This window comes from Robertmurraya kyonggiensis (genome assembly GCF_005116465.1).
GTDB classification, from domain to species: domain Bacteria; phylum Bacillota; class Bacilli; order Bacillales; family Cytobacillaceae; genus Robertmurraya; species Robertmurraya kyonggiensis.
On the sequence record NZ_SWBM01000001.1, the window covers coordinates 1997082 to 2021666 of the forward strand.

Consider the following 24585-nt stretch of genomic DNA (forward strand, 5'->3'; position numbering starts at 1 on the left):
TAGCCTTTTCTCAATGATGCCTAGTTTCAGTGGTCTCGAGTTGCTACAAGATCCGTTAGTTCCTCTAACAGTCTCGTATTAACTCCTGTTGCTTTTAACATTGCCTTGGCTGCTTCAATCTCTTTTTCTAATGTATGTTTTGCTCCATCCATTGTCAACAAAGCCGGATAAGTACTCTTGTGATTATGCTCATCGCTTCCAACTGGCTTCCCTAACTTTTCCTCTTGTCCTTCTAAATCAAGAATATCATCACGAATTTGGAAGGCAAGTCCAAGATGGAGGGCAAACGCTCTAAATTTCTCGATAACCTCATCGCTTGCTCCTGATAAAATCGCTCCAGCAACAGCACAAAAAGCTAAGAGTTTTCCTGTTTTATGATTATGAATGTATTCGAGTTCCTCTAAAGAAAGAACTTGATTTTCTCCATTCATATCTGCAACCTGGCCACCAACCATTCCTTCAGCACCTGCGGCAATCGCTAGTTCACGGATTAAACGGATTTTCGTTTCCGCATCCACATTCTTTGAATCCGTAATTAATTGGAACCCATATGTTAAGAGGGCATCACCTGCTAAAATCGCAAAGGCGTCACCATAAACCTTATGATTGGTTGGTCTGCCTCTTCTGAGATCATCATTATCCATACTTGGCAAATCATCGTGAATTAAAGAATATGTATGAATCATTTCTACAGCTGCCGCCGTCATAAGTCCCTTTTCTGCTTGTTCCCCAAACGCATCTACAGTTGCAAATAGTAAAAGAGGTCGAATTCTTTTACCACCTGCTTCAAGGGAATAGAGCATCGCTTCTTTAATGATCGATGGCGCATTCATCTCATTAACGCTTGTCCTTAGTTGCTGTTCAAGTAATTCCTTATACTTTTCGGAAAAGGAATTCAAGAGAGACTGTTCCACATTATTCCTCCTCTTGAATGGAAAAGTCTTCTTTTTTTCCATCTTCCGTTAAAATCTGGGTTAGTTGCTCTTCAACGTCTTTTAGCTTGTCGTGACACAACTTAGAGAGTTCCATTCCTTGACGATAAATGGAGATCGCTTCCTCAAGAGGGACATCTCCTTCTTCAAGACGTTCCACGATATCTTCAAGTTTCTTCATTGCCTCTTCAAAAGATACTTTATCTGCCATCACTTATTCTCCTCCCCTTGAACCTCCACTACTTTACAAAGCAGCGAACCGTCCGACATACGAACCTTAATCGGATCATCTGTAGATATTTGCTCGATGCTCTTAACAAGCTTGTCTTCCTCGTTATAAACCAGACTATACCCACGATCCATGATCTTTAATGGGCTTAGAGCCTCAAGAGTGACAATCATTTGACGAAAATCCTTTTGTTTTTCAGAAAAAATTCCTGTCATCGCTCGATTCATTTGCTTGGCTAGTCGTTCATGTTGTAAAAGTGCTTGTTTTAACAATTCATTCGGACTATTTCTCTCAATTCGTCTATGTAAGTTTGTAAACGTTTCTTTTTTACCTAAAAAGACTTTCTCTGCTCCACGTATTAGGCGCTCGGTCGTTTTATCCACTTGCTCCATCTTTTGCTCATACACTCTACGTGGATATCGAAAGGCATAGGATTTCTCTATGCGATTAAGACGTTGTCTATCAAATTGAATTCTTTCTTTCATGACTCTAAGTAATCTCGTTTGTCTTGTCAGCACTCTTTCCATGAGCTCATCAATATGAGGAACAGCCATTTCCGCAGCCCCTGTCGGCGTTGGAGCTCGCATATCCGCAACAAAATCAGCAATCGTAAAGTCCGTTTCATGTCCAACAGCTGATATTATTGGAATTTTTGAAGCGTATATCGCTCGAGCGACAATTTCCTCGTTAAATGCCCAAAGCTCCTCAATTGAACCGCCACCACGACCAACAATCAACGTATCAATTTCAGCCATTTCATTTGCTTTCTCAATTGCTTTTACAACCGAATGTTTCGCATTGTCTCCCTGAACAAGTGCAGGAAGGATAAGAATATGGGCGATCGGATATCTTCTTTTAATTGTTGTAATAATATCGCGGACTGCTGCACCAGTGGGTGAAGTAATAACCCCAATCGTTTTTGGGTATTTGGGCAATATTTTTTTATGAGCAGTGGAGAAAAGCCCTTCTTTTTCTAGCTTTTCCTTCAACTGTTCATAGGCTAAATATAAATCCCCTATTCCATCTGGCTGCATGCTCTTTACATAAATCTGATATTGGCCACTTTGCTCATAGAGCGTTATACTCCCCGTAATGAGAACTTTCATCCCATTTTCAGGGCTGAATTTCATCGAACGAGCACTTCCAGAGAACATAACAGCTAAGATTCTTGCCTTCTCATCCTTTAAGGTGAAATACATATGCCCACTAGAATGCTGTTTGAAATTTGATATTTCTCCCTTAACAAGTACGTCCTGAAGGTGCGGGTCGGCATCAAATTTTCTCTTAATATATTTTGTTAGGGCCGTAACCGTGAGATAACGTTGCTCCTTCATATAAAAAACTCCTTTAGTTAAGGCTCATTTCTTAAAACTAAGTAGGATACTCTTGAAGCTTATTAAAAGCTTTTCTTATTCGGTCACTTCACTACTTTAGAAAGGATTCCATTTACGAATTTACTTGATTTGTCGTCACCATAGATTTTCGCAATTTCAATCGCCTCATCAATGGCAACTTTCGTCGGCACTTCATCTTTACAATATAGAAGCTCATAAGCAGAAATTCGAAGTAGATTTCGATCAACGGTTGCTAAGCGATCGATTGTCCAATTTTCAAGATTTTCTTGGATTTGTTCGTCGATTGCAGCCAAATTTTCAACAACACCTAGAACTAATTTGTATAAATATTGATCATTAGGTGCGCCTTCTAGAACGTGCTCAATCGCTTCTTTCGGATCTACTTCACTCACGTCAATTTGGAATAATGCCTGTAAGGCCTTTTCTCTAGCTGTTCTTCTTTTCATCATCTATTAAATGCTCCTTTTAGGATTGTTATAATCTTCTTTGTTATTTGAATTTCTAGCTTAGCTTGGATGGCGTGCAGGATTCTGTATTTCTTATGTCCATCCATACGCCGCTAATCAAGCCATAACGCTTTTCAATAGGTCATTAAAAATAATAGCATAACAAAAAGACAATGTTAAAGGAATTATGAGTGTACAGTCTCACTATTTCCTTATTTTTCGTTCTGTAATACTACAATTTGACACAATGTGGACATCACTCTATATAATTTTTGCTCCAAAAAGAGAAAAAAACCAAAGACGTTTTACTGTCTCTGGCTTTTCTAACTTACATTTCTTGTTCAGTTTCAACAACTTCTTGTTTTTGATTTTCGAACTGAATTCCGACAATATGAACGTTCACTTCTTCAACTTCTAGCGCCGTCATATTGAGTAAGGCTTGGCGAATGTTATCCTGTACTTTATTAGCGATAGTCGGAATCGAAACACCGAATTTCATAAAGCAGTAGACATCAACTTTAATACCGTCTTCCGTTAACTCTACCTTTACGCCTTTTCCATGATTCTTCTTCCCTAATCTTTCAACTACACCCGTAGCGAAGTTGCCACGCATTTGTGATACGCCCTCAACCTCTGTTGCAGCAATACCAGCAATGACTTCAATTACCTCAGGAGCAATTTCAACTTTTCCAAGTCCAGTCGTGCCTTGACTCATTTCAAGAATGTTATTTTCACTCATATCTATCTACCTCCTGAATTACTCAGATTTCATTACCTCATACATTTCTAAAAACTTCGTATTAAAATCACCTTCCACGAATTTTTCATGGGAAAGTAATTTTAAATGGAATGGAATCGTCGTATGGATTCCTTCTACTACAAATTCACTTAAGGCTCTTTTCATTCTCGAAATCGCTTCTTCTCTCGTGCTTCCATATGTGATCACTTTTGCAATCATAGAATCATAGTAAGGAGGAATCGAGTAGCCTGGGTATGCCGCAGAATCAATTCTAACTCCAAGGCCACCTGGCGGAAGATACATATTAATTTTACCAGGTGAAGGCATAAAATTCTTCTCTGGGTTTTCAGCATTGATACGACACTCCATTGCCCAACCATTAAACTGTACTTCTTCTTGGCTGAAAGGTAGCGCCTCTCCAGAAGCCACTTTAATTTGTTCCTTAATTAAATCGACTCCTGTTACCATTTCGGTTACGGGGTGCTCAACCTGAATTCGAGTATTCATTTCCATGAAGTAAAATTTGCGATTACGGTAATCATATATAAATTCTATCGTACCAGCGCCCGTATAATCAACTGCTTTTGCTGCTTTTACAGCCGCTGAACCCATTTCTTCACGAATTTCGCTATCTAAAGCAGGTGACGGCGTTTCTTCAAGAAGCTTTTGTAATCTTCTTTGGATAGAGCAATCACGCTCACCTAAATGAACAACATTTCCAAAACCATCTGCTAAAACTTGAATTTCAACATGACGGAAATCTTCAATGAATTTTTCAATGTATACGCCAGGGTTCCCGAAAGCTGTTAAGGCTTCCTGCTGAGTAATGTTAATCCCTTTTAGCAACTCAGTTTCATTTTTAGCAACGCGGATCCCTTTACCACCGCCACCAGCTGTAGCTTTAATGATGACAGGGTATCCAATTTGATTTGCCAGTTCAATCGCTTGAGGCTCGTCCTTAATGATTCCTTGTGAACCTGGAACAATTGGTACACCCGCTTCTTTCATTGTTTCACGGGCAATGTCCTTTGTCCCCATCTTCGTAATCGCTTCTGGTGAAGGACCAACGAAGATAATATTACATTCGCGGCAAAGATCTGCGAAGTCTGCATTTTCAGCTAAAAATCCATAGCCAGGGTGAATAGCATCACAACCTGTTAGCTTTGCTACACTAATGATATTTGTAAAGTTTAAATAACTGTCCTTTGATGAAGTTGGTCCAATACAATAAGCCTCATCTGCAAGCTGCACATGTAATGCTTCTTTATCAGCTTCTGAGTAGACAGCTACTGATTCAATTCCTAAATCACGGCAAGCGCGAATAATCCGAACAGCGATTTCTCCTCTGTTGGCAATAAGTAATTTTTTAATCATTTTTGGCATCTCCTTATTGAAGCTTTACTAAAAATAATGGCTGACCGTATTCAACCAGTTGGCCGTCCTTAACAAGGATTTCCACAATTTCTCCACTTACTTCAGCTTCGATTTCGTTAAATAATTTCATTGCCTCTACAATACAAACAATGGAATCATTCGATACTTTATCGCCTACTTTTACATAAGCATCTTGATCTGGTGATGGAGACGCATAAAAAGTTCCAACCATTGGAGATGTAACTTGATGTAAATTTTCATTTACGATAGGTTCAGGTGCTGCTTCTTCCTTTGGTGCGTCTTGTTGAACAGCCGCTGGTGCCGCTGGTGCCCCTGCTTGTGGCTTCGGTGCTTCTACAACAACTGGTGCAACTGCCGGTTGACTAGATACGGTAACTACTCCTGCCTGATTCTTTTTCATTTTAATTTTACAATCATCAACTTCATACACAAACTCATCTAAATTTGATTGATCAACAAGTTTAATTAATTCACGAATTTCTTGTACTTTTAACATGTATGACACTCCTTAATTTACGGAAATTTAGCACTAGATACTAATACTATACGATAAGACCTTATGAAAGTTCAATCCTAATTGATTTTTTGTATGTCCTTTTCCTGTGATAATCAGCTTGAAATATAAAGAGACACAGCAACAATTATTTCTTCGACTCTATTTCTAAGCACTTTTTTTTAATAAGAATACTGTTAAAAGTGGGTGTTGAATTCATTTTTATTACATTGAAAATAGGAGAAAAAATTCCGGCTAAATCAAGAAAGTACTTCTATTTCTTTATAAGTATAAGCGGAATTTTTTCGGTTAAGCTAAACATTTTTCATGATTTTAAGGCTTTTTAGGGTTTCTAGCGGAAAATTTCCGCCTATTTCACCTAATAACCATTAATATTTCAAAATAGACGGAATGTCTCCGGTTAATTGGATACACCTGTCGAAAATTAACAATGAACACTAACAGAGCCCCAAAAAAGCTCTACCATAATTCTATCCATATCCTTTTAAATGAATAATTCGAAACGAAAAGTTCATTTCTTTCACTATCTTCCATTATAGCAGATTATATTTTCAGAATTTTAAAAGGATTTTTGTAATATTATAGCGAAAAATAATGATATAGGTAAAAAGGAGGGATATTTTTGAAAACGATTACCGAGATAAAACAGGAAGATATGACCAGAAAGAATTCCTTGGTTGTAAAAGCAACATTAGTATGTGTAATCCTTGCAACAGTTGTGGATATTGTGATGAAAAAAGATTTAGCCCTTATCCTATCGATTGTTATTGGCGGAGGCCTGGGTGTAGCCCTCATTGCCTTTCTTCATTACACCCGAAAACTTGTTTCGTTTATCCCCTATCTTGCTGTTGTTCTAGTCACCATCGTCATGTATGTCATTATGGCAAACAGTGTATCGCCTGCCGCATTTGTCTTACTGTATTTCATTCTTGCAATGGCAGCCATTTATATGGATAAAAAAGTTTTGTGGACAGGAGCCATTTTCGGCTTTATTGCAAATACGGCGTTCATTTGGCAAAACAATAGTACTTTACCACTAGAAACAAAGAATTATGCAACTGTTTATTTACTCTATCTTTTAGTATCTATTTTACTAGGTTTTCAATTGGCAATATCCAAAAAACTATCTAAAAATATTGTTGCTGCCCAGCAACAAACGGAAGAATTGTTGTTGAACGATCGCAAAATTAGAATGACTGTAAAAGATAATACAATAAACCTTTCTGACCTAATCCACTTTGTTAGAAATAAAAGTCATGAAAACTATGAGGCTGCTCAAGAAATGAATGATTCTATTGGGGAAATTGCAGCTGGTATTCAAACTCAATCTGACTCAATTGTCGGAATTACGAAAGCGTTAGAAAACTCCAATCAATTGATTCGAGACACCGATAGTCTTGTGAACAAGCTCCACCAAGATGCCATCGAGGCAGAACAAGTTACAAATAATGGTGAACTTCTTATTACTAAACTAAAGGAAGAACTCTCCATTTCATTCACTGATATGGAAAAAATGAATTTTCAGATGACAACCCTTTCTAATCTAGTAAAAGAGACTTCTTCGTTTACAAAAGTAATTCAAGAAATTGCCGAACAAACAAATCTCCTCGCCCTAAATGCTTCCATTGAGGCTGCTCGAGCTGGAGATTCTGGAAAAGGCTTTGCAGTCGTGGCAGAAGAGGTCCGAAAGCTAGCTGATGTCACTCGAAAAACGGCATCACAAATTTCTGACAATCTCGCAAATGTTAGCAGTAGAACATATGGAGCAATGGATACTGTTTCAGTCACTGGAAAGAAAATCACCGATAACTTACAACTGGCTGTTGATTCACATGATGCTTTTTCAAAAATCCAAGTAACCTTCCAACAGTTAAAAGAAGATATATCTAAATACGAAACTTTAACAAAAAACATCCTTCATTCATCAAGATCCATAGAAGAATCAGTTAATGATTTCAGTTCTGTTATTGAGCAGTCTAGTGCTGTCTTACAAGAATTAGCATCAACCGTCGGCTTACAAACCTCTCAGCATGAAGTACTTCTCCAGTCTGCTACCGAAGCACATCAATCCATCGAAAATTTAATGGACATACAAAAGTAACGGGAAAGCATCTGCTCTCCCGTTCTTTTCATTTACTTATTTGTCGGGCTGAAATTCAACTGCTACTGCTTGCATTTGTCCTAGTTCGTCCTTGACTACTTGAATGATGTCATTTGCAGCTGATGCAGACGGTTCATTTGATTTAACAGTGATTCGCACCTTTTCTCCATCAGCACGTACAAGTGCATCATCATATCCCATGGCAATTATCAATGTTTCTAAGACCGCCTCTTTTTGAGCGACTTGGTCTAATTCTTCGATTTGGTCATATGCTTTGCTACGCTGGTCTGCTGGAAGATCCGTTGAAGCCATGATATCTCTTAAATCCTCTTTCATTTTACTTCGTTCTTCATCTAACTGTAAGCGCAAGCCTTCAAACACCTCGTCACTTGCAACACTTGATAAAACTTCTCCCTCTGTCTCAGTTGTCACTTCTTCTTGTCCAGAATTAGTTGCCTTTTCTTGCTCTTGAGTCGCTAGTTCATTTTTTTGCTGATCAGGTGATGTCATGTAATAAACTGATAGTACCACTACTAAACTTAACATTGTTAATAACCAAACCGTTTGCTTTTTAAGTAACATTTATGGAATCCCCCTTCTTAATTGACTACTATTTATTGATAAAATCTAAATCATTTCTTTGGCATAACGGAAACACGATGGACTGGGACATCAAGCAGCTTTGTAACAGATTCAATGATCCATTTCTTTACTTGTATATTATCTGCTCCTTTTGCTACCACAAGAACACCTCTAATTTCAGGTTTCTTCGTTTCTAGTACAATCGGAACCTCTTTTTCTCCATTTCGGACAATCACGGTTTGACTATCCTGTGATTGGTCTTCTACCGTTCTCTCTCCACCTTCTCGATCCTTTTCACCAGTGGTTTGAGAACGCGTAACCGTATTTTTTTCCAATACTTTCATTTCTGTTGCATCTACATTAACGGCGACCATCACATCACTAACGCCAGTAATTCCTTCTAACGCTTCTTTCAATTGGGTTTCATATCGCTGTTCATAATCTGCGATCATATCGTTTCCAGCTGCTTTTGTTTGGCCCAACGTTTCTACTTCAGAAGGAACCCCTTCTGAACTTCCAACCACAGGAATGCTTGATTGATTATTGTCTCCACTAAATAGCGTATTACTGACCACCATAATCGCAGCTCCAAACAATAGGACAACGATCAAATATTGATACTTTTTCTCGGATTTTCCCTCTTTTGAGAACAGCTTTTTTAGCCATGATAACGGCCCCTTCTCTTGCTCCATCGCTTAACTGCTCCCCCCTTCTACTACGACTTTTATATTTTCTTTTTCAACATCCCATTTTTCTGAAAGAAGAGATGCAATTCTATAGCTGTCCTGCGTGCCTTCATTGGATGGAAGAGGTTCTGTTGTATTGATCTCTACTTGTTTTACTACTTCAACCGCTTGAGGCTCACCATCGGGTTCCTTTAGGTGAACAATGACTGTTTGGAGGTTCCCTGGAAAATCTTGCTGACCATTCTCATCTACTAAAAGTTCAATGTTTGAAATCTCTAATCCGTATTGCTCCATCAACTCCTCCTCTACGCCCGCTTTTAGTTGGACAGCCGTTTCTTCTAAAATATATGCATCAGTGGAGGCTTGTATTTCTTTTTTCTGCAAATCTATTAAATTTTCCATATTTTTTTCATCCATATTGGTATTCATCGATGGGATGGAAGCTATCGCCGTTTCGAAATCATCGGAAAAGAGCTTCAATATTGGCGATAGAATAATCACAATCAACAAAAGACCTGCCACCATTTTTGTGTATTTCTGCATGCTTGTATTCGGGAGGAGAAGATCGATAACCGTGGCAATAAGAACAAATAGAATAATATTCGTGATCCACTCGGTAATAAATTCCATTAATCCTTCCCCCTTTATCGAACCATCATCGTTAAATTGCCGGCAGCAATAATGACCGTTAAGCTTAAAAAGAACATCAGGGAAACAATTCCTAAAGCTGCAAATACATAAATAACACCAGTGCTAATAATATCTAAGCATTTGATAACCGGCCCTCCACCAAGAGGCTGCAAGATTGCTGCGGCAAATTTATAGATGAAGGAAATCATAAGTATTTTGATTGCTGGAAAAGCGACAATGAGTAGAAGAATCGCGACTCCAGCTATCCCAACTGTATTTTTTAACAAAACGGATGCACTGATCACTGTATCTGTTGCGTCAGTGAACATCCTCCCAATGACTGGGATAAAATTTCCCGTAATAAATTTTGCCGTTCTAATCGTGACTCCATCTGTGACTGCCGCAGATGCTCCCTGAACAGAAATAACTCCAAGAAAAACAGTTAAGAAAAGTCCCAGCAAACCAATACTCCAATTTCGTAAAAGGGTCGCTAATTGAGTTACTTTGTAATGGTCCGTTAATGTACTTACGATATTCAACAAGACAGACAGGAAGAGAAATGGTAGTACAACAAATTGAATAAAGGTCCCGCTAATATTCATAAGAAATAGTATGACCGGATGAAAAAATGCTGCTGAAAAGATTCCTCCCGAGCTTGCGATTAACGCAAGAAGCAGTGGGATAAGGGCAATGATAAATGAGGTCATCGAGTGTATCGCCTGAGTTGTATATTCTATCGCGACATGAAAGCTGTTCAGTGCAATGATGATGAGCACCATGAAGACAATCGAATAAGCGACTTTGCTAACGGTCGTATTTTCAAAGGAGTTCTGAAGCAATTGCAGGAACATCGAGAAGATTGTAAGCATGATTAATGTTCCAAGTAATTTTCCATTGACGAGAAATTCATGGAAAATATATTTTAGTAGTCCAGATGACCACTCTTTTAGTGAAAACTCTTTATCTCCTTTGATAAATTCGTAAAGGCTTCCCTTTTGGCTTTCGGGTAGAAACCCGCCATATTCATCCTTAATCTCTTCCCAAAATCCAGTTAATTCATCTAAATTAAGGGCCTCTATTTGCTGATCGACGAGCGCCTGCGGATCGAGCACGGTGCTGTCATTTTCCTCTGCAGAGGCTTGTCCATTTATGCTAAAAAACAAAAGTATGGCGAATATGATAGTGGAGATGAGCTGAATCCATTGCTTCATTTTTTTCACCTTCATTTAGGGAGATTAGTTAGAAATTAGTTTGGTATTAGTTGTATGATCGTTTCAATTAGAACGGACAATATTGGAATCGCCATCGCTAGTATTAAAATTTTCCCTGCCAATTCAATCTTTGAAGCAATCGCACCTTGGCCAGCATCCTTTGTAATTTGAGCAGCGAATTCAGCAATGTAAGCAATGCCTATAATTTTCAAGATCGTTTCCACATATATGATGTTCACCTTAGCATTGACTGCAATCACTTCGAGCATATGGATGATCGCATAGATTTGGTCAATTAAAAATAAGAAGATCGTACAGCCTACAAAAACAATAAGTAGAAAGGCAAAATTGGGCTTTTGTTCTTTGACAATCAATGCTAAGAATGTAGAGATAAGAGCTACTCCTACGATTTGGATGATTTCAATCGCTAAGCCCTCCTTTACCCTTGAAAAAGAAACACGGATTTAATTTTTTGAAACAAGTCATCGACAATGGATGCAACCATAAATAAGATATAGATAAATCCAAACAGTGTAACCCACTGGGCATATTCCTTTTTTCCAACTTGGTCAAGTATTGTGTGCAAGAACGCTACGACAATCCCTACTCCAGCAATTTTAAAGATGATATCTACTTCTAAACCCATGTCTTTTCCTCCCTAAGTACAAATAAGGTCCCAGTAAAGTACACTGCAAAATGCTTGGAAGATGTACAACCGTCCCAACGAAAATTACATCAATAAAATGACTACCAATAGTCCTGATAAAAACCCTAAGCTTTTTACGAGTTTTTCATATTTTGCTTGCCTATCAAATGCATCTGCTTCTTCCCGTTCCAGATGAGTTAGCGTTAATTGAATTTGTTTTTGCTGGGATACTCGGTCATGTCTCCCAAGGGTTTCTCCAAATTGCTTCATAATTTCAAATTCCCCATGTTTTAAGGCCGTTTGCTTCCAAACTTCGTTCAAACTTCCCTCCCACGCATCCCTAACAGTTGTTTCACTATACGTCAATTTTTTCGCAAATGATTCAAAAAATGTAGATAATGGCTTTGTCATTTGGGCAGCTAATCTTCTTGATGCTTCGTGTAATGGAGTATGTCCGTACATAATCTCTGCTTCTAAAGACTGAAGAGCGGATTTTAGTAGACGTAGCTGTCTGGGCCTCTCATTAAAATGCCTAGCAGCTTCAAAGCCCGTCCAAGTTGTGGCAAGAATAATCAGTATCGCCCCGATAATCTTTATCATTTAAGTCACACTCACTTTTTCAACAATATCAGTACCATTTCCATCCTTGATCGATGTAACAGTCCCTGGTCCTTCAAGACGACTAAGCTCAATAAATCTTTGAAAAATTCCCATCTCAATTAATGGTTTTAAAATTGGACGATTACTCACCTCATCAAGCGAATTTCCATGGGTTGTCATAAATAATTTGATTCCGGCATGAATCGCCTCCAAAATCGCATCACAATCTTCTTTCCTTCCAATTTCGTCAACAACAAGGACATCCGGACTCATAGAACGAATCATCATCATCATTCCTTCTGCTTTCGGACATGCATCTAATACATCGATTCTGGGGCCAAAGGTAAGCTGCGGAATTCCATGTACACTTCCCGCTATTTCAGATCGTTCATCGACGATCCCAACTTTTTCAGGTAAAAATGTAGGATTTCCACCTGAAATAATCCGAGCGAAATCTCGTAAAAGCGTTGTTTTCCCTGTTTGCGGAGGACCAATGATCATCGTATGAAGCCAACCATTTTCATATATATAGGGGGTAAGCTGTTCGGCTATCCCAATCTTTTCCCTTGCAATTCGGATATTAAAGGAAGAAACATCCCTAATTGCCTTAACGGCACCTTGTTCAAGGATCACTTTTCCCGCTAGTCCAATTCGATGTCCCCCAGAAATCGTGACATATCCTCTTCTTAATTCCTCCTCCAAAGTGTAGATCGAGAAGTGGCTGATTTTATTCAATAAATGAATCGCATCATCTTCCTTCACGATATACGGTAAGAACCGTGGAGCACCTTTCACGGCCACTTCAATCGGTCTATGAATACGGATTCTAATTTCTTCTACTTCATTTAATAGTAGAGGAGGGAGCTGTTCCAATTGTTCTACCACTCTTCTTGGCAACATCTTCAATACTTGCTCCACATTGTACGCCTCCTGGAATAATCTCTATCAATTGTGAGAACAACCTATTAAAAATGTATGCCTGCTTGGACACATTATGACTATGTTAAAAAGAATCACCTTTTTTATTAATAAAAGATTTTTAGGCAAAAAATTCAAACACCGAATAGAATGTTAAAAATGTTTAAAAATTGGAGGGAGAAATTTGTATTATTATCAGCCGATTTACCGAAAGCCTCCTGAGACAACACGTGGAAAAAGTGAAATAAAGGTTACTGGGGAAGGACGGATTTCAATTCAGCCCGATACGGCACAAGTACTTATCGGAGTTGAATCAGAACACACCGAATTAAGAACAGCTCAATCAGAGAATGCGCAAAAGATATCTGATATTACGAAAGTTTTGAAAGCTATTGGAATACTCGCTGAAAACATTCAAACGGATAACTTTACGATCTTTCCAATGTATGATTTTGTGGATGGCAAACAAGTCTTTAGAGGATATCGTGTAGACCATATGCTACAAGTTACAGTCTTAGATATAGATAAGGTTGGGCTGGTTGTAGATACTGCCGTTGAACATGGGGCGAATCGTGTATCCAATATCTCCTTTCAAATCTTGAACTCTTCAAATCTTTACCAAAGAGCTTTAACTATAGCTGTTGAAGATGCCCTTCAAAAAGCAAAAACAATCGCAAACGCCTTTAACTTAACCTTAATACCGACTCCTAAATCCGTTGTAGAAGAAAGAAGATTCCTTGAAACACCAATTCCTTTGCAAAAAACGCAAATGGTCTTGAGTGCTTCGACTGAGATTCAGCCTGGAAAAGAGGATATAGAAGCAGTCGTAACTGCTGTTTTTTCAACAACAACCATGTAAAAAATGTTCCATTCATTTCCTCTTGAAGAAGGCTGTCCCGACATTATAAAATACTAGTACAGAGGCTGGGTTGTTCGTTTGGATATGTAGTTTCAACCTATAGTGAGTAATAGGGAATCCTATATGATGAGGAAAGACAACATGCCTTCACAATGTGTAAGGACGCTTGAAAACCTGATTGCGGATGCCCACCTGGTGGAACAGGTTTTGAAACTCCATATTAATTCGACGGCAGCAACGGCTTTATCTAATAGGAATTTTTCAAGCAACAGTCTACGGCTGTTGCTTTTTATATGGAATTGAATGAATACATAAGGAGATTAATCTTGCAAACACTAGAGAGGAAAGGAGCTGGTGGAGTCGTGGTTAATCCAAATCGGGATAAATTTTTGAAGGAACAAAGGGACTTAAAGCAACAATATCTAGGTGGGGCTAGAGATAACCGAACGGAAATGAAGTCTGATCCAGAATACAATAATAAAAACGATACAGATATCTCTGTAGGAGCAACCGGTAGAGAGGTAGAAGAAGAATAAAAAAATCCCAAATGGAGTGATTTCCATTTGGGATTTTTTTACGCTGTCTTGGTATTGATTGTTTATTTTCTGACGAAAAAAACTTGTTGTTTTTTCGTAAATGTCCAAAAGCCGACATTTACACCTCTTACTTGGTTTAGTGCTTCATATTATTTTTGCACGGCACTTTTCGCTGACTTTGAATGTTTTTAAGAAGAAAAATTGCTATCCATATAACCAATTTATTTCTAGGAGCAAAAATCTTTGCGAAAAGAGCCTTTTATATTATGCACGTGATACGTATGAACCTTCAGTTGTGTTGATGATTAGACGATCACCTTGGTTTACGAAGAATGGAACTTGAACGATTAAACCAGTTTCAAGTGTAGCAGGTTTTGTACCACCTGACGCTGTATCACCTTTGATTCCTGGTTCAGTTTCAGTTACTTCAAGTTCAACAGTGTTTGGTAATTCAATACCAAGTGTTTCACCGTGGAACATCATGATCTGAACTTCCATATTTTCTTTTAAGTATTTTAATTCATACTCAATCGCAGTTGCTGGTAATTCGATTTGATCATAAGACTCGTTGTCCATGAATACGTGTTGGTCGCCGTTTGCATAAAGGTACTGCATTCTGCGGTTATCAATTTGTGCTTTCGCTACTTTTTCACCAGCACGGAAAGTTTTTTCTTGTACAGCACCTGTACGTAGGTTACGAAGCTTAGAGCGTACGAACGCTGCTCCTTTTCCTGGCTTAACATGTTGGAAATCCATTACACGCCAAAGCCCTCCGTCTACCTCAATTGTTAATCCTGTACGGAAATCGTTAACAGAAATCATGCGTAAAATCCTCCTACGAAACTAAATTATAAGATAATGAGTTCTTTTGTAGAATGAGTTAGCGTCTCATTCCCATCCTTTGTTATTACAGTATCATCTTCAATACGAACGCCACCAAGTCCTGGTATGTATATTCCTGGTTCTACAGTTACGACCATTCCCGGCTCCAATATAAGCTCAGATCTGAAGGATAATGCAGGGCCTTCATGAACTTCTAAACCAATTCCATGTCCAGTAGAATGACCAAAATATTCCCCGTAGCCCTTTTCAGAAATATAGTCTCTTGTTAACGCATCCGCTTCTTTTCCGCTCATTCCAGGTTTGATTCCCTCAACACCACGTAATTGAGCTTCATAGACGATTTGATAAATTTCTTTCAATTTTGGATCTGGCTCACCGACTGCCAGCGTCCGCGTAATATCAGAAATGTAACCATTATAGTAAGCGCCATAATCTAATGTGATGAAATCACCTTTTTCAATGATTTTATCAGATGCCACTCCATGTGGTAGAGCAGAACGTTGACCTGAGGCAACGATAATATCAAAGGAAGAAGACGTAGCGCCAGCTTTTCTCATAAAGAACTCTAATTCATTCGAAACATCAAGCTCAGAAATTCCAGGTCGAATGAAATCTAAAATATGCTTATATGCAGCATCAGCAATATCTGCTGCTTCCTTTAATATCTTAATCTCTGCATCGGTCTTAATCAAGCGAATTTTTTCAACTAGGCCCGAAACTGGTACTAGTTCAGATTGAATCGCTTGTTCATAAGACTTAAAGCTTGAGAATGTAACATGGTCCTGTTCAAATCCCAATTTCTTAATTCCCATTGCTTTTACTTGTTCTGCAACCTCTTCTGGAATCGTGCCAGTATGTTTTACAATATCAAAACCTACGCATTGCTTTGAGGCTTGTTCAACATAACGAAAATCAGTAATGAACTTCGCTCCATCTAATCCAACTAACACAACACCGCTTGATCCTGTAAAATTGGAGATGTAACGACGGTTATAACTGCTTGTAATAAGTAATCCGTCGATTCCTAATTTGCCTAAGCTTTCTCTTACTTTTTGTAATTTATCCATTAATTCCTCTCCCCTTCTACATTTTCACTAATCTCACAAGCTAGATTTACTTTTATTAAGAATAGTGAGAAAAAACAACCTAAGAGTATTTTACCATACTGTTTTTTTCAGCGACTATTATTTCATCCGTTACGATGTTACTTCTTTTTCTCTTACTTCTTGATTTTCACGATATTCCTGCTCTTGATACTCATATGAGATCGAATAACCAACAAAAGCACCATATAATGCATACAGGCAAACCGATGTAATAATCGTATTCAAGCTTAATTCTCGAAATGGTTTTATCCCTGGAAAAATCGGATTAAGGACTAAAAAGACGAGAAGAAATATCCCTATTCCAAATCCAATCCCAATGAAGATGCTTTTCATTTTTTTCAGTACTGCATAGTAAACCAACGCAACACCAATGGATAGTACCCCCATTAAGACAATTGAAATCACCGTTCCGAGCCATTGTTTTTTCCAAGCCCCGAGAGCCCAAGGTTCTAGGATAACGTTGGGATGAACGTCTGTAAAATTAAATAAATAGGCCATGTACCCAAGGCCACTCCAGAAAATCCCTCCAATTAATCCTGTCAAAATGACCATCGCCATAAACGAAAGTGGTTTCTCTTTCTGATTTTGTTCTAATTTTTCTTTTTCTGCCATTTTAAAACACCTCCACTAGTATTATGTCCTAGCAATAAGATTCCTTTTCATTTCCATCTCATACTTATGTTGTAAAAAATAATCACGACATTATAGAGGTTTTCTCGACTTTCTAGTAGAATTAAATTAACAAAGTAGCTTTTTTATTTGGTTTAATAATTGTTTAAATAATGCGTCAATATACAGTAAGAATGCATAAAATAATAATAATATTCCCATTGTTCGTTAGTTTAAAAACAGGAAATATTGCTTATCATGCTTATAGGGAGGTGGCTTTCTTGAAAAATCGAACATCTTTTTATTTTGTTATTGGGATGATAATACTAGCAATAATCGGTGTTGCAAGTCGCTTGATATCCAATCCCTCTGCCTTTTTCCAAAGTGTCCTCGTTTTCCTAGTTATCGGATTCGCTATTTTCTTTTTGGTTCGTCGCTTTAATGGTGCTACCCCTCAAAAGCGTGAGCAGAGTGCTTTTAGAAAGGCAGCAAAAAAATCAAAGAAACGATTTCACCAAAAAGATGCCCGAAAGCCCTCTGTTAAAACAATGAACGGAAGTGTCAGTACACTGAAAAAAGGAAAAAATAAAGCAAAATCCGCTGCTCACCTAACAGTGATTGAAGGAAAAAAAGGGAAAAAGAAAAAACGGGCCTCTTTTTAATGAAGGGCTCGTTTTTTAATTACGGGTTCTGGGGAACCAAGAACAGCAATCACATTAAATTAGCAAAGAATAAACCGCGTTGACTATACTGTGTTTGAAAAATAACCGCAAAAATTCCTTTTATATCGGAATATGCCCATATTTCCCTAGAAATTGGCGGAGTTTTTCCGCTTACAGTATCTAAATCTTGGGATTTTGTCTTATTTCAAGCAACTAATCGGAATATCTCCGCTAATATCTGCTTCTTAAGCTCCATCTATATACTTTAACAGGAAATTCTCCGCCTATGAATTCTCATACCTACACGAATTCTTTTCTATTTCAAAAAACATATACGAAAACAACCATTTAATAAGTCCACTTTTCTAAAAACTTTTTTGCTCTAGTATATCCCAAATCAAATAATTCCTGCTTCTCGTCTTCCGATAGTTGGAAGTCGGTTGTTAACACACCCTCCATTGGAATAAAAATAATATTTTTTTCATGCTTACGGGAGATGTAGCGTGAGTCATGGGCATCTTTCATGGTGTCAAAAATCGCTTCAAATAGATTAATGGCATTATTGATTTGGTTTTTATGATGTTCATTTGCTTGAGAACTGAGCTTTATACCCAGTACTGGCCGAACCTTTTTGACATTCTCCTTATCAAATAACCACATTGGAAAATTGCTTAGTACCCCTCCATCTACAATCACACTTGCGGTTCTTTCGCTTTTTATTTTGACAGGTTCAAAAAAATAAGGAAGACTACAGCTCATTCTTATCGCTTTTGAAATGGGAAATTTACTTGGATCGATCCCATAGTTCGGAAGGTCATCCGGAAGAACAACTAAACGGCCATTCGTTAAGTCTGAAGCAATTACTCTTAAAGTTTGCGGAGGTAAGTCTCCAAAGGTTTGAATCCCACGCATTGCTAACTTCGAAGCGACCCATTCTTCTAATTTATGTCCTTTATAAAGACCCATGCGCCAGTAGAGAAGTAACCATTTCGTGACAGAGGTAGGGAGAATTGTTTTTCGTTGGTCAAGTAAATCTTCAAGGGTTAATTCATCAATAAGAGTGTAGATTTCTCGACTCGAATAGTTTGCTGCTATCAAGGCGGCTACAATCGAACCAGCACTCGTCCCGGCTACTCGCTTAAACCGTATTCCCCTGTCCTCGATCGCCTGGTAAGCACCTACAAGAGCAAATCCTTTTATCCCTCCGCCAGAGAACACACCGTCGATGTACATCGTCGCCACTCCCTAGATGTGGTTTTGTTTGCAATGGCGAGGAGCTAGAGAAAATTATAAATTGCCATTGTTACATTTTTAATCAGCAATGTGTTCAAATAGTACGGGAGACAATAAAAAACACAAATAAAAATATATTATCGCTTTAAAATGAACAATCCTTTTTAATTTCTTATTTCTGAACAACATCTCTTTTTTGGTCTATGCTTCGCATATTTACTCTAGACTTGTCATAAAGTTTGATCGCACAATAGCCAAGCAGTCCACCAGCGGTGTTTAGTATTAGGTCATCGACATCAAAACTTCCGATAGTAAAAACAACCTGTAAGCTTTCCAAGCATAAACTTAAACTCAAAGAGAAAGCTAATACGCCTTTGAATTTAGTTCCTTTGTTTTTAGACAAAAGTACAAGAAAAATTCCAAATGGGATGAGTGCAACGATATTCCCTAGCAAATTACTTAAATCATGCCAACCCGATAGATTATTAATATTAATGAATATTGTTTTAAACGGGATAAAATTACCTCTTTGTAAATGGTTTATGAGAATATCGGGGTTCCAAAAATTCCTCTCAAGTTGATGCATAAGAAAGTCCGTATCTCTCCAACGGAACTTAAATAATATAATTCTAACAATTCCATACATATAAAAGATAAAGAGTGCTAGTACAATACTTCTGTTCATTATATTCGTTTTTTTCATGGCGCTATCCTCACCTCCATTATTCAGAGAACCACTGTCACGATTACACCTTCCACATTGTTACCTGATATCTCCCAACGAAGATTGGAAGGCACTTGAATGGTCGTTTCTTCGGTTACAGGGTAATAAGAGATCTCAAATTTTTCACCCTGTATAGTGGCTGTAATAGATTTTTGTTCTTTTAGGAATTCTAGATATTCTTCCAAGGCAAAATTCTTTTCCTCTATAATGACACTATGTGGCAATCCAACATAGCGAATATGCCATGGTTCATACTGAATTCCAGTGATGGCCGTTTTATCCTTTGGATATCGTAAAATAAAGCCATATTTCCATGCATTTTCTTCAATCCACTTTCCTTCAGGCGCTATCTCCATCTTCATTTTGGTTGATCCTACATCAAGTGCTAAACCCAAATTGTGTTCGCTATAACCTGCAGGCAAAGCGTAGTCAGAGCCCATTTCCTGATAAAGCACACTCTGCTCATTAAAGTCTCGAAAGCCACTAGTAATGGTAAAATTACGAACGCCTTCTTTTTCTGCAGCAATAATCATCTCTGAAAATTCACGCGCAACTTCCTCTGATAATTTAATTTCGCTATCTAGCAATCCGTACCCCTGTGTCAATTCATTATGCCTAAATAAATTGATGATATCTGATTTTATACTCTCTTCATGAACTGGATACTCTTTATTAACCAAAAGTAAATTCCCGTGATAGACCTGTTCTTTTGTAATCTCTAACTTTTGGAAACCTTCAGCGGACTCGTTATTATCTAAATGGGCATTATAGTTTTTTTCATAGTTTTGAATCTCTTCATTATCTTGAAAAAAAGAGCCTTTATTAACGAATACAAAACTCAGACATATAAATAAAAACAATAAAAATCCCCACTTCTTCATTTCAAGTTCCTCCTTTTTCTGATAGATACTAGAATAGGAAAAACTTTTTAAAAAAAGAGTAGGGTAAAGTTTAAATTTTTCTTAAATCCTTAATGAAATTTTTAAGCGTGGACAATTTCCTGCGGTAAACGAACTTCAAATACAGTCCTTATTAGACTGCTTTCGGCAGTAATCGTTCCATTATGTTGCTCTACAATATTCTTTGCAATGAATAAACCAAGTCCAGTGCTATCTTCTTGATGAGTTCGTGCTTTGTCACCGGTATAAAACATATCAAAAAGATACGGAAGTTCATCCTCTGGAATACTATCTCCATAATTAACTACCTGAACAACTACTTCCCCTTCATCCACGAATCCGTTAATATCTACAAACTGGCCATCATATCCATAGCGATTTGCATTGGTTAAAAGATTTTCAAACACACGAGCTAATAGCTCACCGTCACCCAAAATCGGTAAATGGGAAGGAATATTCATTCGAGCTGTCAAATGATTTTTTTCGAAGATAGGATATAATTCTTCCTTTAATTGATTAAGAAGGTCAGATAAATCAATTTGCTTTTTATCTATTGGTAGCATGCCATAGTTCATTCGCGTTATTTCGAATAATTCATCAATCAGTCGTTCTAATCGCTGAGATTTCGTAAAGGCAATCGTTAAAAAATGTCTGACTTGTTCTTTGGTTAACTTCTCATCCTTAAGGATTAAATCTAAATAACCTAAAACAGAAGTTAGAGGCGTACGCAAATCATGAGCCAAATTTACAATTAACTGTTCTTTACTATTTTCTGAAAAGTCTCCTCTTTGTATGGCTTCTTCTAATTTTTCACTTGCTAGATTAATTTCTTTTGCAATATCTCCAAATTCATCATTTGATTGGATAGAAACCCGATGTTTAAAGTCTCCACGAGCGAGATAATGAATTCCGTTTGATATTTCATTGAAATAGGCAGAATAGGGATTAGTCAGTAAATAAAAAAACAAGAAAGCAAGTGAGATAAATAGTATAAAAAAGAAGTTAAAGTCTCCAACACTATCTATGAATTGACGAAGTTGGGCCAATGGGTCACCACGAAGAACCATCGTATGATAATAAAGCTGTAGGCCTTTATAGAGTAAGTAAGTTGTAATGCCAGACAGAAGCATACTTAAACCAAATAATACGATTATTTTGAAACGAAAATTACGTATAAATTTAGCCATTGAATGTATACCCCACTCCCCAAACAGTTTTGATTAACTTGTTTTTTCTCTTATCTTCTCCAAGTTTTTTCCTTAGGGTTCGAATATGCACCATGACCGTATTCCCGCCTTCGAAGTATGCATCACCCCACACTTTTTGAAAAATATTTTCTACACTATAAACTTTCTTTGGATGACTGGCTAATAAACACAAAATATCAAACTCTTTCGGCGTTAATTCGATAGCTTCACCATGGAGGAAAACTGTACGTTGTTCAGGAGAAATCACGATTTCACCAAATTCTAATTTCACTGTATTAACATCTAGTTTAGGTTGATTAAACTTCATAAAACGGCGTAATTGAGCATTCACACGCGCCACCAGTTCAATTGGGGTAAATGGTTTCGTTATATAATCATCCGCTCCAATCACTAATCCCTGTACCTTATCAAAGTCAGAAGTTTTCGCACTCAAAAAAATGATCGGCATATTATGATGTTCACGAATCTGACGGGTCACTTCATATCCATCCATTTTCGGCATCATAATATCCAAAATGAGCAAATCAATTGTTCTAGTCTGGATCACCTGTAGTGCATCTTGCCCGTTATGTACTTTAAAGACATCGAAACCTTCTTTTTCTAAATGGATTGCAACAAGATCAGCGATCTCCTCCTCATCATCAGCAATTAAAATTGATATATCTTTCATCTATTACACTCCTACATCAAGTTGTATTCAGGGATTTTTTATTTTGTATTAATGCTTATAATCTACTTTTACTAGGAAGACATTAGCAGCAAAATTTAGAGCTTGTATTTCATTTTCTATTATTTTCTATTTTTATTCAAGATTATGGGCATTTTTCAAACAAAGATTACTGCAATTTAGATGCTCGTTCATTTGGACATAAAAAAACACCCCTATAGATAATCAAATCCATAGAGGTGTTTTTCGTGTCTTTTTATAAACCGCATTTTAATTGCGTGTTACAGTTTGTACATGTATTACATCCGCCGAGTTCTTCTACTTTTCCTTTACGACAAACTGGGCAAGTATTTCCAACTTCAGAGCCAAATGTCACGTTTGTTGAACGTATTTCACTAATCGTGTCTACGAGTACAACATGCTGTTTCGGAGTTTCTTTTTGTTTTGGTGTTTCCTCAAAGCTATTTTCATCTGCTGTCAAGGTTAATACTTGCGCATCACGAGAACCATCTACATAGACTGTACCGCCTTTTGCTCCACCACGATATAATCTTTCATAAACTTTTTCTACTTGTTCAACAGTGTAACCTTTAGGCGCATTAACCGTTTTACTGATGGAGCTATCAATCCAACGTTGGATGACACATTGAACATCAGCATGTGCCTCAGGAGCAAGCTCCATTGCAGTGACAAACCAGCTTGGCAGGTTGTTCTCATCTGCTTCTGGATGCTGTTCTAGGTATTCTTGCACGATATCAGCTTTTACTTCGATAAACTTCCCTAAACGTCCACTTCTGAAGTAAGAGAAGGAGAAGTAAGGCTCAAGTCCAGTTGATACCCCAACCATCGTCCCAGTGGATCCAGTCGGAGCAACAGTTAGTAAGTGCGAGTTACGAATACCATGTTCTAAAATCGATTCACGAATGTCTTCAGGCATTTTTTTCATGAAGCCTGTTTCAGTGAATGCCTTACGTAAACGATTTGTATCTTCTTCAGTCTCACCAACTAAGAACGGGAAGCTTCCCTTTTCTTGAGCTAATTCAACAGAAGTTCGGTAAGAAGTCGTTGCAATCGTCTCAAACACTTTATCGACTAGTTCGTTTCCTTTTTCAGAACCGTACTCTGTTTCACAATAGATTAGTAAATCGTGTAATCCCATAACACCTAGACCAACACGACGCTCACCTAGTGCTTGCTTTTTATTCTCTTCAAGGAAGTATGGAGTGGCATTAATTACGTTATCTTGCATACGTACTCCAACTTCTACTGTTTGCTTTAACTTTTCAAAGTTCACAGTTTTGGTTTCTTTATCTGCCATTTCAGCTAGGTTAACCGCCGCTAAATTACAGACAGAAAATGGTGCAAGAGGCTGCTCGCCACATGGGTTTGTCGCCACAACTTTTTGACCATAGCTTACCGCATTTGTCATATCGTTAGCATTATCGATAAAGAAGATTCCTGGCTCTGCTGAATAAGTTGCGCAAATGTTGATAAGGTTCCATAGTTCCTTCGCTTTAATTTTGCGATAAACACGAACTTTGTTGCCCATCTTTTCCCATTCGCGAACGTCTCCAACATTATGCCATTCTTCGTTGTAAATCTTCATTTCTTGAGGATTATATCCCTCAACATCTGGGAAACGAAGTTCATATTCTGCGTCATTTTCAACAGCTTCCATGAATTCTTTAGTTAAACATACAGAAATGTTTGCACCTGTTAAGAACTCTGAATTATGAACTGAGTAATTTCCACCAGTCTGAAGTTTTTCTTCTGCTTCAGCCATAATCCCGTCGCTGAATCCACCTTGTCCAGGAATGCTTCGGTAGTTTAAGATTCCCTGATACATTGCTTTTTCCTGCTCGGTAAGTGGAGTAAATTTCAATTTATCTTTTGCATATCTTTTAATCGTTTCATCATTTGTTGTTTCAAGCAAGAAACGAAGAATTCTCGGATTTTGCATTTTAGAAATAATGAATTCAATGATGTCAGGATGCCACGTATTTACCGTCCTTTTCAGGATATTACATTGCATTATGCAATCGGACTAGACTATATCATCACCCTCAGCATATCTGTTAGGGGCCGGGCGCTAATGAGAGTTTATTGTTGGGACTCACTCTCTAGTCGTTGAACCTTCGCCATTACCTTTGCCCAATGACGCTTGGCTGCAGATTGTCCAATGAAAGCAATTTTTAAAGCATTCACGCTCACCGTTTCCGGTCACGTTGTAGCTTGCTTTCCTCTAAGGAGTTCCC

At 37.8% G+C, this 24585-nt stretch carries 27 protein-coding genes, 1 other RNA gene and 1 pseudogene; 5 read left to right on the top strand and 24 right to left on the bottom strand.

Features of this window, described 5'->3' with window-relative positions; all coding sequences use genetic code 11:
- Positions 1-26 precede the first annotated feature (26 nt).
- From FA727_RS10040 to accB, 7 genes are all read right to left on the bottom strand, one after another.
- On the bottom strand, positions 27-914 hold the full coding sequence (locus tag FA727_RS10040) for a polyprenyl synthetase family protein (RefSeq protein WP_136830749.1): 888 nt from the start codon (positions 912-914) through the stop codon (positions 27-29).
- Position 915: 1 nt separating this feature from the next.
- A complete protein-coding gene (locus FA727_RS10045) occupies positions 916-1143 on the bottom strand; it encodes an exodeoxyribonuclease VII small subunit (protein ID WP_126406934.1) in 228 nt (75 codons plus the stop codon).
- Entirely contained in the window at positions 1143-2495 is a 1353-nt protein-coding gene (gene xseA / locus FA727_RS10050; RefSeq protein WP_136830750.1) for an exodeoxyribonuclease VII large subunit, read from the bottom strand. Before xseA ends, FA727_RS10045 begins: the two co-directional genes overlap by 1 nt.
- Before the next feature lie 83 nt (positions 2496-2578).
- On the bottom strand, positions 2579-2962 hold the full coding sequence (gene nusB, locus FA727_RS10055) for a transcription antitermination factor NusB (protein WP_136831062.1): 384 nt from the start codon (positions 2960-2962) through the stop codon (positions 2579-2581).
- Positions 2963-3290: 328 nt separating this feature from the next.
- A complete protein-coding gene (locus tag FA727_RS10060) occupies positions 3291-3701 on the bottom strand; it encodes an Asp23/Gls24 family envelope stress response protein (RefSeq protein ID WP_136830751.1) in 411 nt (136 codons plus the stop codon).
- Between the two features lie 18 nt (positions 3702-3719).
- The gene (gene accC / locus FA727_RS10065) at positions 3720-5075 is read right to left on the bottom strand and encodes an acetyl-CoA carboxylase biotin carboxylase subunit (RefSeq protein ID WP_136830752.1); all 1356 of its coding nucleotides are present in this window, start codon (positions 5073-5075) and stop codon (positions 3720-3722) included.
- 13 nt (positions 5076-5088) lie between these two features.
- The gene (gene accB / locus FA727_RS10070; RefSeq protein ID WP_136830753.1) at positions 5089-5592 is read right to left on the bottom strand and encodes an acetyl-CoA carboxylase biotin carboxyl carrier protein; all 504 of its coding nucleotides are present in this window, start codon (positions 5590-5592) and stop codon (positions 5089-5091) included.
- 640 nt (positions 5593-6232) lie between these two features.
- Here accB and FA727_RS10075 point away from each other — a divergent pair.
- The gene (locus FA727_RS10075) at positions 6233-7711 is read left to right on the top strand and encodes a methyl-accepting chemotaxis protein (RefSeq protein WP_136830754.1); all 1479 of its coding nucleotides are present in this window, start codon (positions 6233-6235) and stop codon (positions 7709-7711) included.
- A 36-nt stretch (positions 7712-7747) separates the two neighbouring features.
- Here FA727_RS10075 and FA727_RS10080 read toward each other — a convergent pair whose 3' ends face one another.
- From FA727_RS10080 to spoIIIAA, 8 genes are all read right to left on the bottom strand, one after another.
- Positions 7748-8293, bottom strand: coding sequence for a SpoIIIAH-like family protein (locus FA727_RS10080; protein ID WP_136830755.1), 546 nt, complete (start codon positions 8291-8293; stop codon positions 7748-7750).
- Positions 8294-8343: 50 nt separating this feature from the next.
- Positions 8344-8985, bottom strand: a complete 642-nt coding sequence (gene spoIIIAG, locus FA727_RS10085) for a stage III sporulation protein AG (protein ID WP_136830756.1) — start codon at positions 8983-8985, stop codon at positions 8344-8346.
- A gap of 3 nt (positions 8986-8988) precedes the next feature.
- On the bottom strand, positions 8989-9609 hold the full coding sequence (spoIIIAF, locus tag FA727_RS10090; protein WP_136830757.1) for a stage III sporulation protein AF: 621 nt from the start codon (positions 9607-9609) through the stop codon (positions 8989-8991).
- Between the two features lie 14 nt (positions 9610-9623).
- Positions 9624-10820 carry a stage III sporulation protein AE gene (gene spoIIIAE / locus FA727_RS10095; protein WP_136830758.1) on the bottom strand — a complete coding sequence of 399 codons (1197 nt, stop codon included), beginning with the start codon at positions 10818-10820 and terminating at the stop codon, positions 9624-9626.
- A gap of 35 nt (positions 10821-10855) precedes the next feature.
- Positions 10856-11284 carry a stage III sporulation protein AD gene (spoIIIAD, locus tag FA727_RS10100; protein WP_246041814.1) on the bottom strand — a complete coding sequence of 143 codons (429 nt, stop codon included), beginning with the start codon at positions 11282-11284 and terminating at the stop codon, positions 10856-10858.
- Positions 11260-11466: a stage III sporulation protein AC gene (gene spoIIIAC, locus FA727_RS10105; RefSeq protein WP_009794945.1), complete on the bottom strand. Its 207-nt coding sequence runs from the start codon at positions 11464-11466 to the stop codon at positions 11260-11262. Before spoIIIAC ends, spoIIIAD begins: the two co-directional genes overlap by 25 nt.
- 84 nt (positions 11467-11550) lie before the next feature.
- Positions 11551-12066 carry a stage III sporulation protein SpoIIIAB gene (spoIIIAB, locus tag FA727_RS10110; RefSeq protein WP_136830760.1) on the bottom strand — a complete coding sequence of 172 codons (516 nt, stop codon included), beginning with the start codon at positions 12064-12066 and terminating at the stop codon, positions 11551-11553.
- Entirely contained in the window at positions 12067-12984 is a 918-nt protein-coding gene (spoIIIAA, locus tag FA727_RS10115; protein ID WP_136830761.1) for a stage III sporulation protein AA, read from the bottom strand.
- 184 nt (positions 12985-13168) lie between these two features.
- On the opposite strand from spoIIIAA, the gene FA727_RS10120 reads away from it, so the two are divergent.
- The 3 genes from FA727_RS10120 (at position 13169) to FA727_RS10130 (ending at position 14379) form a co-directional block, all read left to right on the top strand.
- A complete protein-coding gene (locus tag FA727_RS10120; RefSeq protein WP_158318831.1) occupies positions 13169-13843 on the top strand; it encodes an SIMPL domain-containing protein in 675 nt (224 codons plus the stop codon).
- 59 nt (positions 13844-13902) lie between these two features.
- A non-coding RNA gene (gene ssrS, locus FA727_RS10125) (6S RNA) lies at positions 13903-14091 on the top strand.
- Between the two features lie 78 nt (positions 14092-14169).
- Positions 14170-14379, top strand: coding sequence for a hypothetical protein (locus tag FA727_RS10130; RefSeq protein WP_136830763.1), 210 nt, complete (start codon positions 14170-14172; stop codon positions 14377-14379).
- A 264-nt stretch (positions 14380-14643) separates the two neighbouring features.
- Here the strand turns inward: FA727_RS10130 and efp are convergent, their stop codons facing one another.
- From efp to FA727_RS10145, 3 genes are all read right to left on the bottom strand, one after another.
- Positions 14644-15201 carry an elongation factor P gene (efp, locus tag FA727_RS10135; protein WP_136830764.1) on the bottom strand — a complete coding sequence of 186 codons (558 nt, stop codon included), beginning with the start codon at positions 15199-15201 and terminating at the stop codon, positions 14644-14646.
- A gap of 26 nt (positions 15202-15227) precedes the next feature.
- On the bottom strand, positions 15228-16289 hold the full coding sequence (locus FA727_RS10140; protein ID WP_136830765.1) for a M24 family metallopeptidase: 1062 nt from the start codon (positions 16287-16289) through the stop codon (positions 15228-15230).
- A 129-nt stretch (positions 16290-16418) separates the two neighbouring features.
- The gene (locus tag FA727_RS10145) at positions 16419-16940 is read right to left on the bottom strand and encodes a YqhR family membrane protein (protein ID WP_136830766.1); all 522 of its coding nucleotides are present in this window, start codon (positions 16938-16940) and stop codon (positions 16419-16421) included.
- Positions 16941-17209: 269 nt separating this feature from the next.
- Between FA727_RS10145 and FA727_RS10150 the strand changes: the two genes are divergently transcribed.
- The gene (locus FA727_RS10150; protein WP_281280884.1) at positions 17210-17599 is read left to right on the top strand and encodes an SA1362 family protein; all 390 of its coding nucleotides are present in this window, start codon (positions 17210-17212) and stop codon (positions 17597-17599) included.
- A 348-nt stretch (positions 17600-17947) separates the two neighbouring features.
- Here FA727_RS10150 and FA727_RS10155 read toward each other — a convergent pair whose 3' ends face one another.
- From FA727_RS10155 to FA727_RS10180, 6 genes and pseudogenes are all read right to left on the bottom strand, one after another.
- A complete protein-coding gene (locus FA727_RS10155; RefSeq protein ID WP_136830768.1) occupies positions 17948-18832 on the bottom strand; it encodes a patatin-like phospholipase family protein in 885 nt (294 codons plus the stop codon).
- A gap of 172 nt (positions 18833-19004) precedes the next feature.
- The gene (locus tag FA727_RS10160; protein ID WP_136830769.1) at positions 19005-19535 is read right to left on the bottom strand and encodes a VanZ family protein; all 531 of its coding nucleotides are present in this window, start codon (positions 19533-19535) and stop codon (positions 19005-19007) included.
- Positions 19536-19558: 23 nt separating this feature from the next.
- Positions 19559-20437, bottom strand: coding sequence for a VanY-A/VanY-F/VanY-M family D-Ala-D-Ala carboxypeptidase (gene vanY / locus FA727_RS10165; RefSeq protein WP_136830770.1), 879 nt, complete (start codon positions 20435-20437; stop codon positions 19559-19561).
- 101 nt (positions 20438-20538) lie between these two features.
- Positions 20539-21642 (bottom strand): vancomycin resistance histidine kinase VanS, encoded by a 1104-nt coding sequence (gene vanS / locus FA727_RS10170; protein WP_136830771.1) that lies wholly within the window; start codon positions 21640-21642, stop codon positions 20539-20541.
- Positions 21635-22333, bottom strand: a complete 699-nt coding sequence (locus tag FA727_RS10175; RefSeq protein ID WP_136830772.1) for a response regulator transcription factor — start codon at positions 22331-22333, stop codon at positions 21635-21637. The genes vanS and FA727_RS10175 overlap by 8 nt, the downstream gene beginning before the upstream one ends.
- A gap of 253 nt (positions 22334-22586) precedes the next feature.
- Positions 22587-24326 (bottom strand): annotated as a pseudogene (locus FA727_RS10180) (vitamin B12-dependent ribonucleotide reductase); the annotation flags it as partial.
- Between the last annotated feature and the right edge of the window lie 259 nt (positions 24327-24585).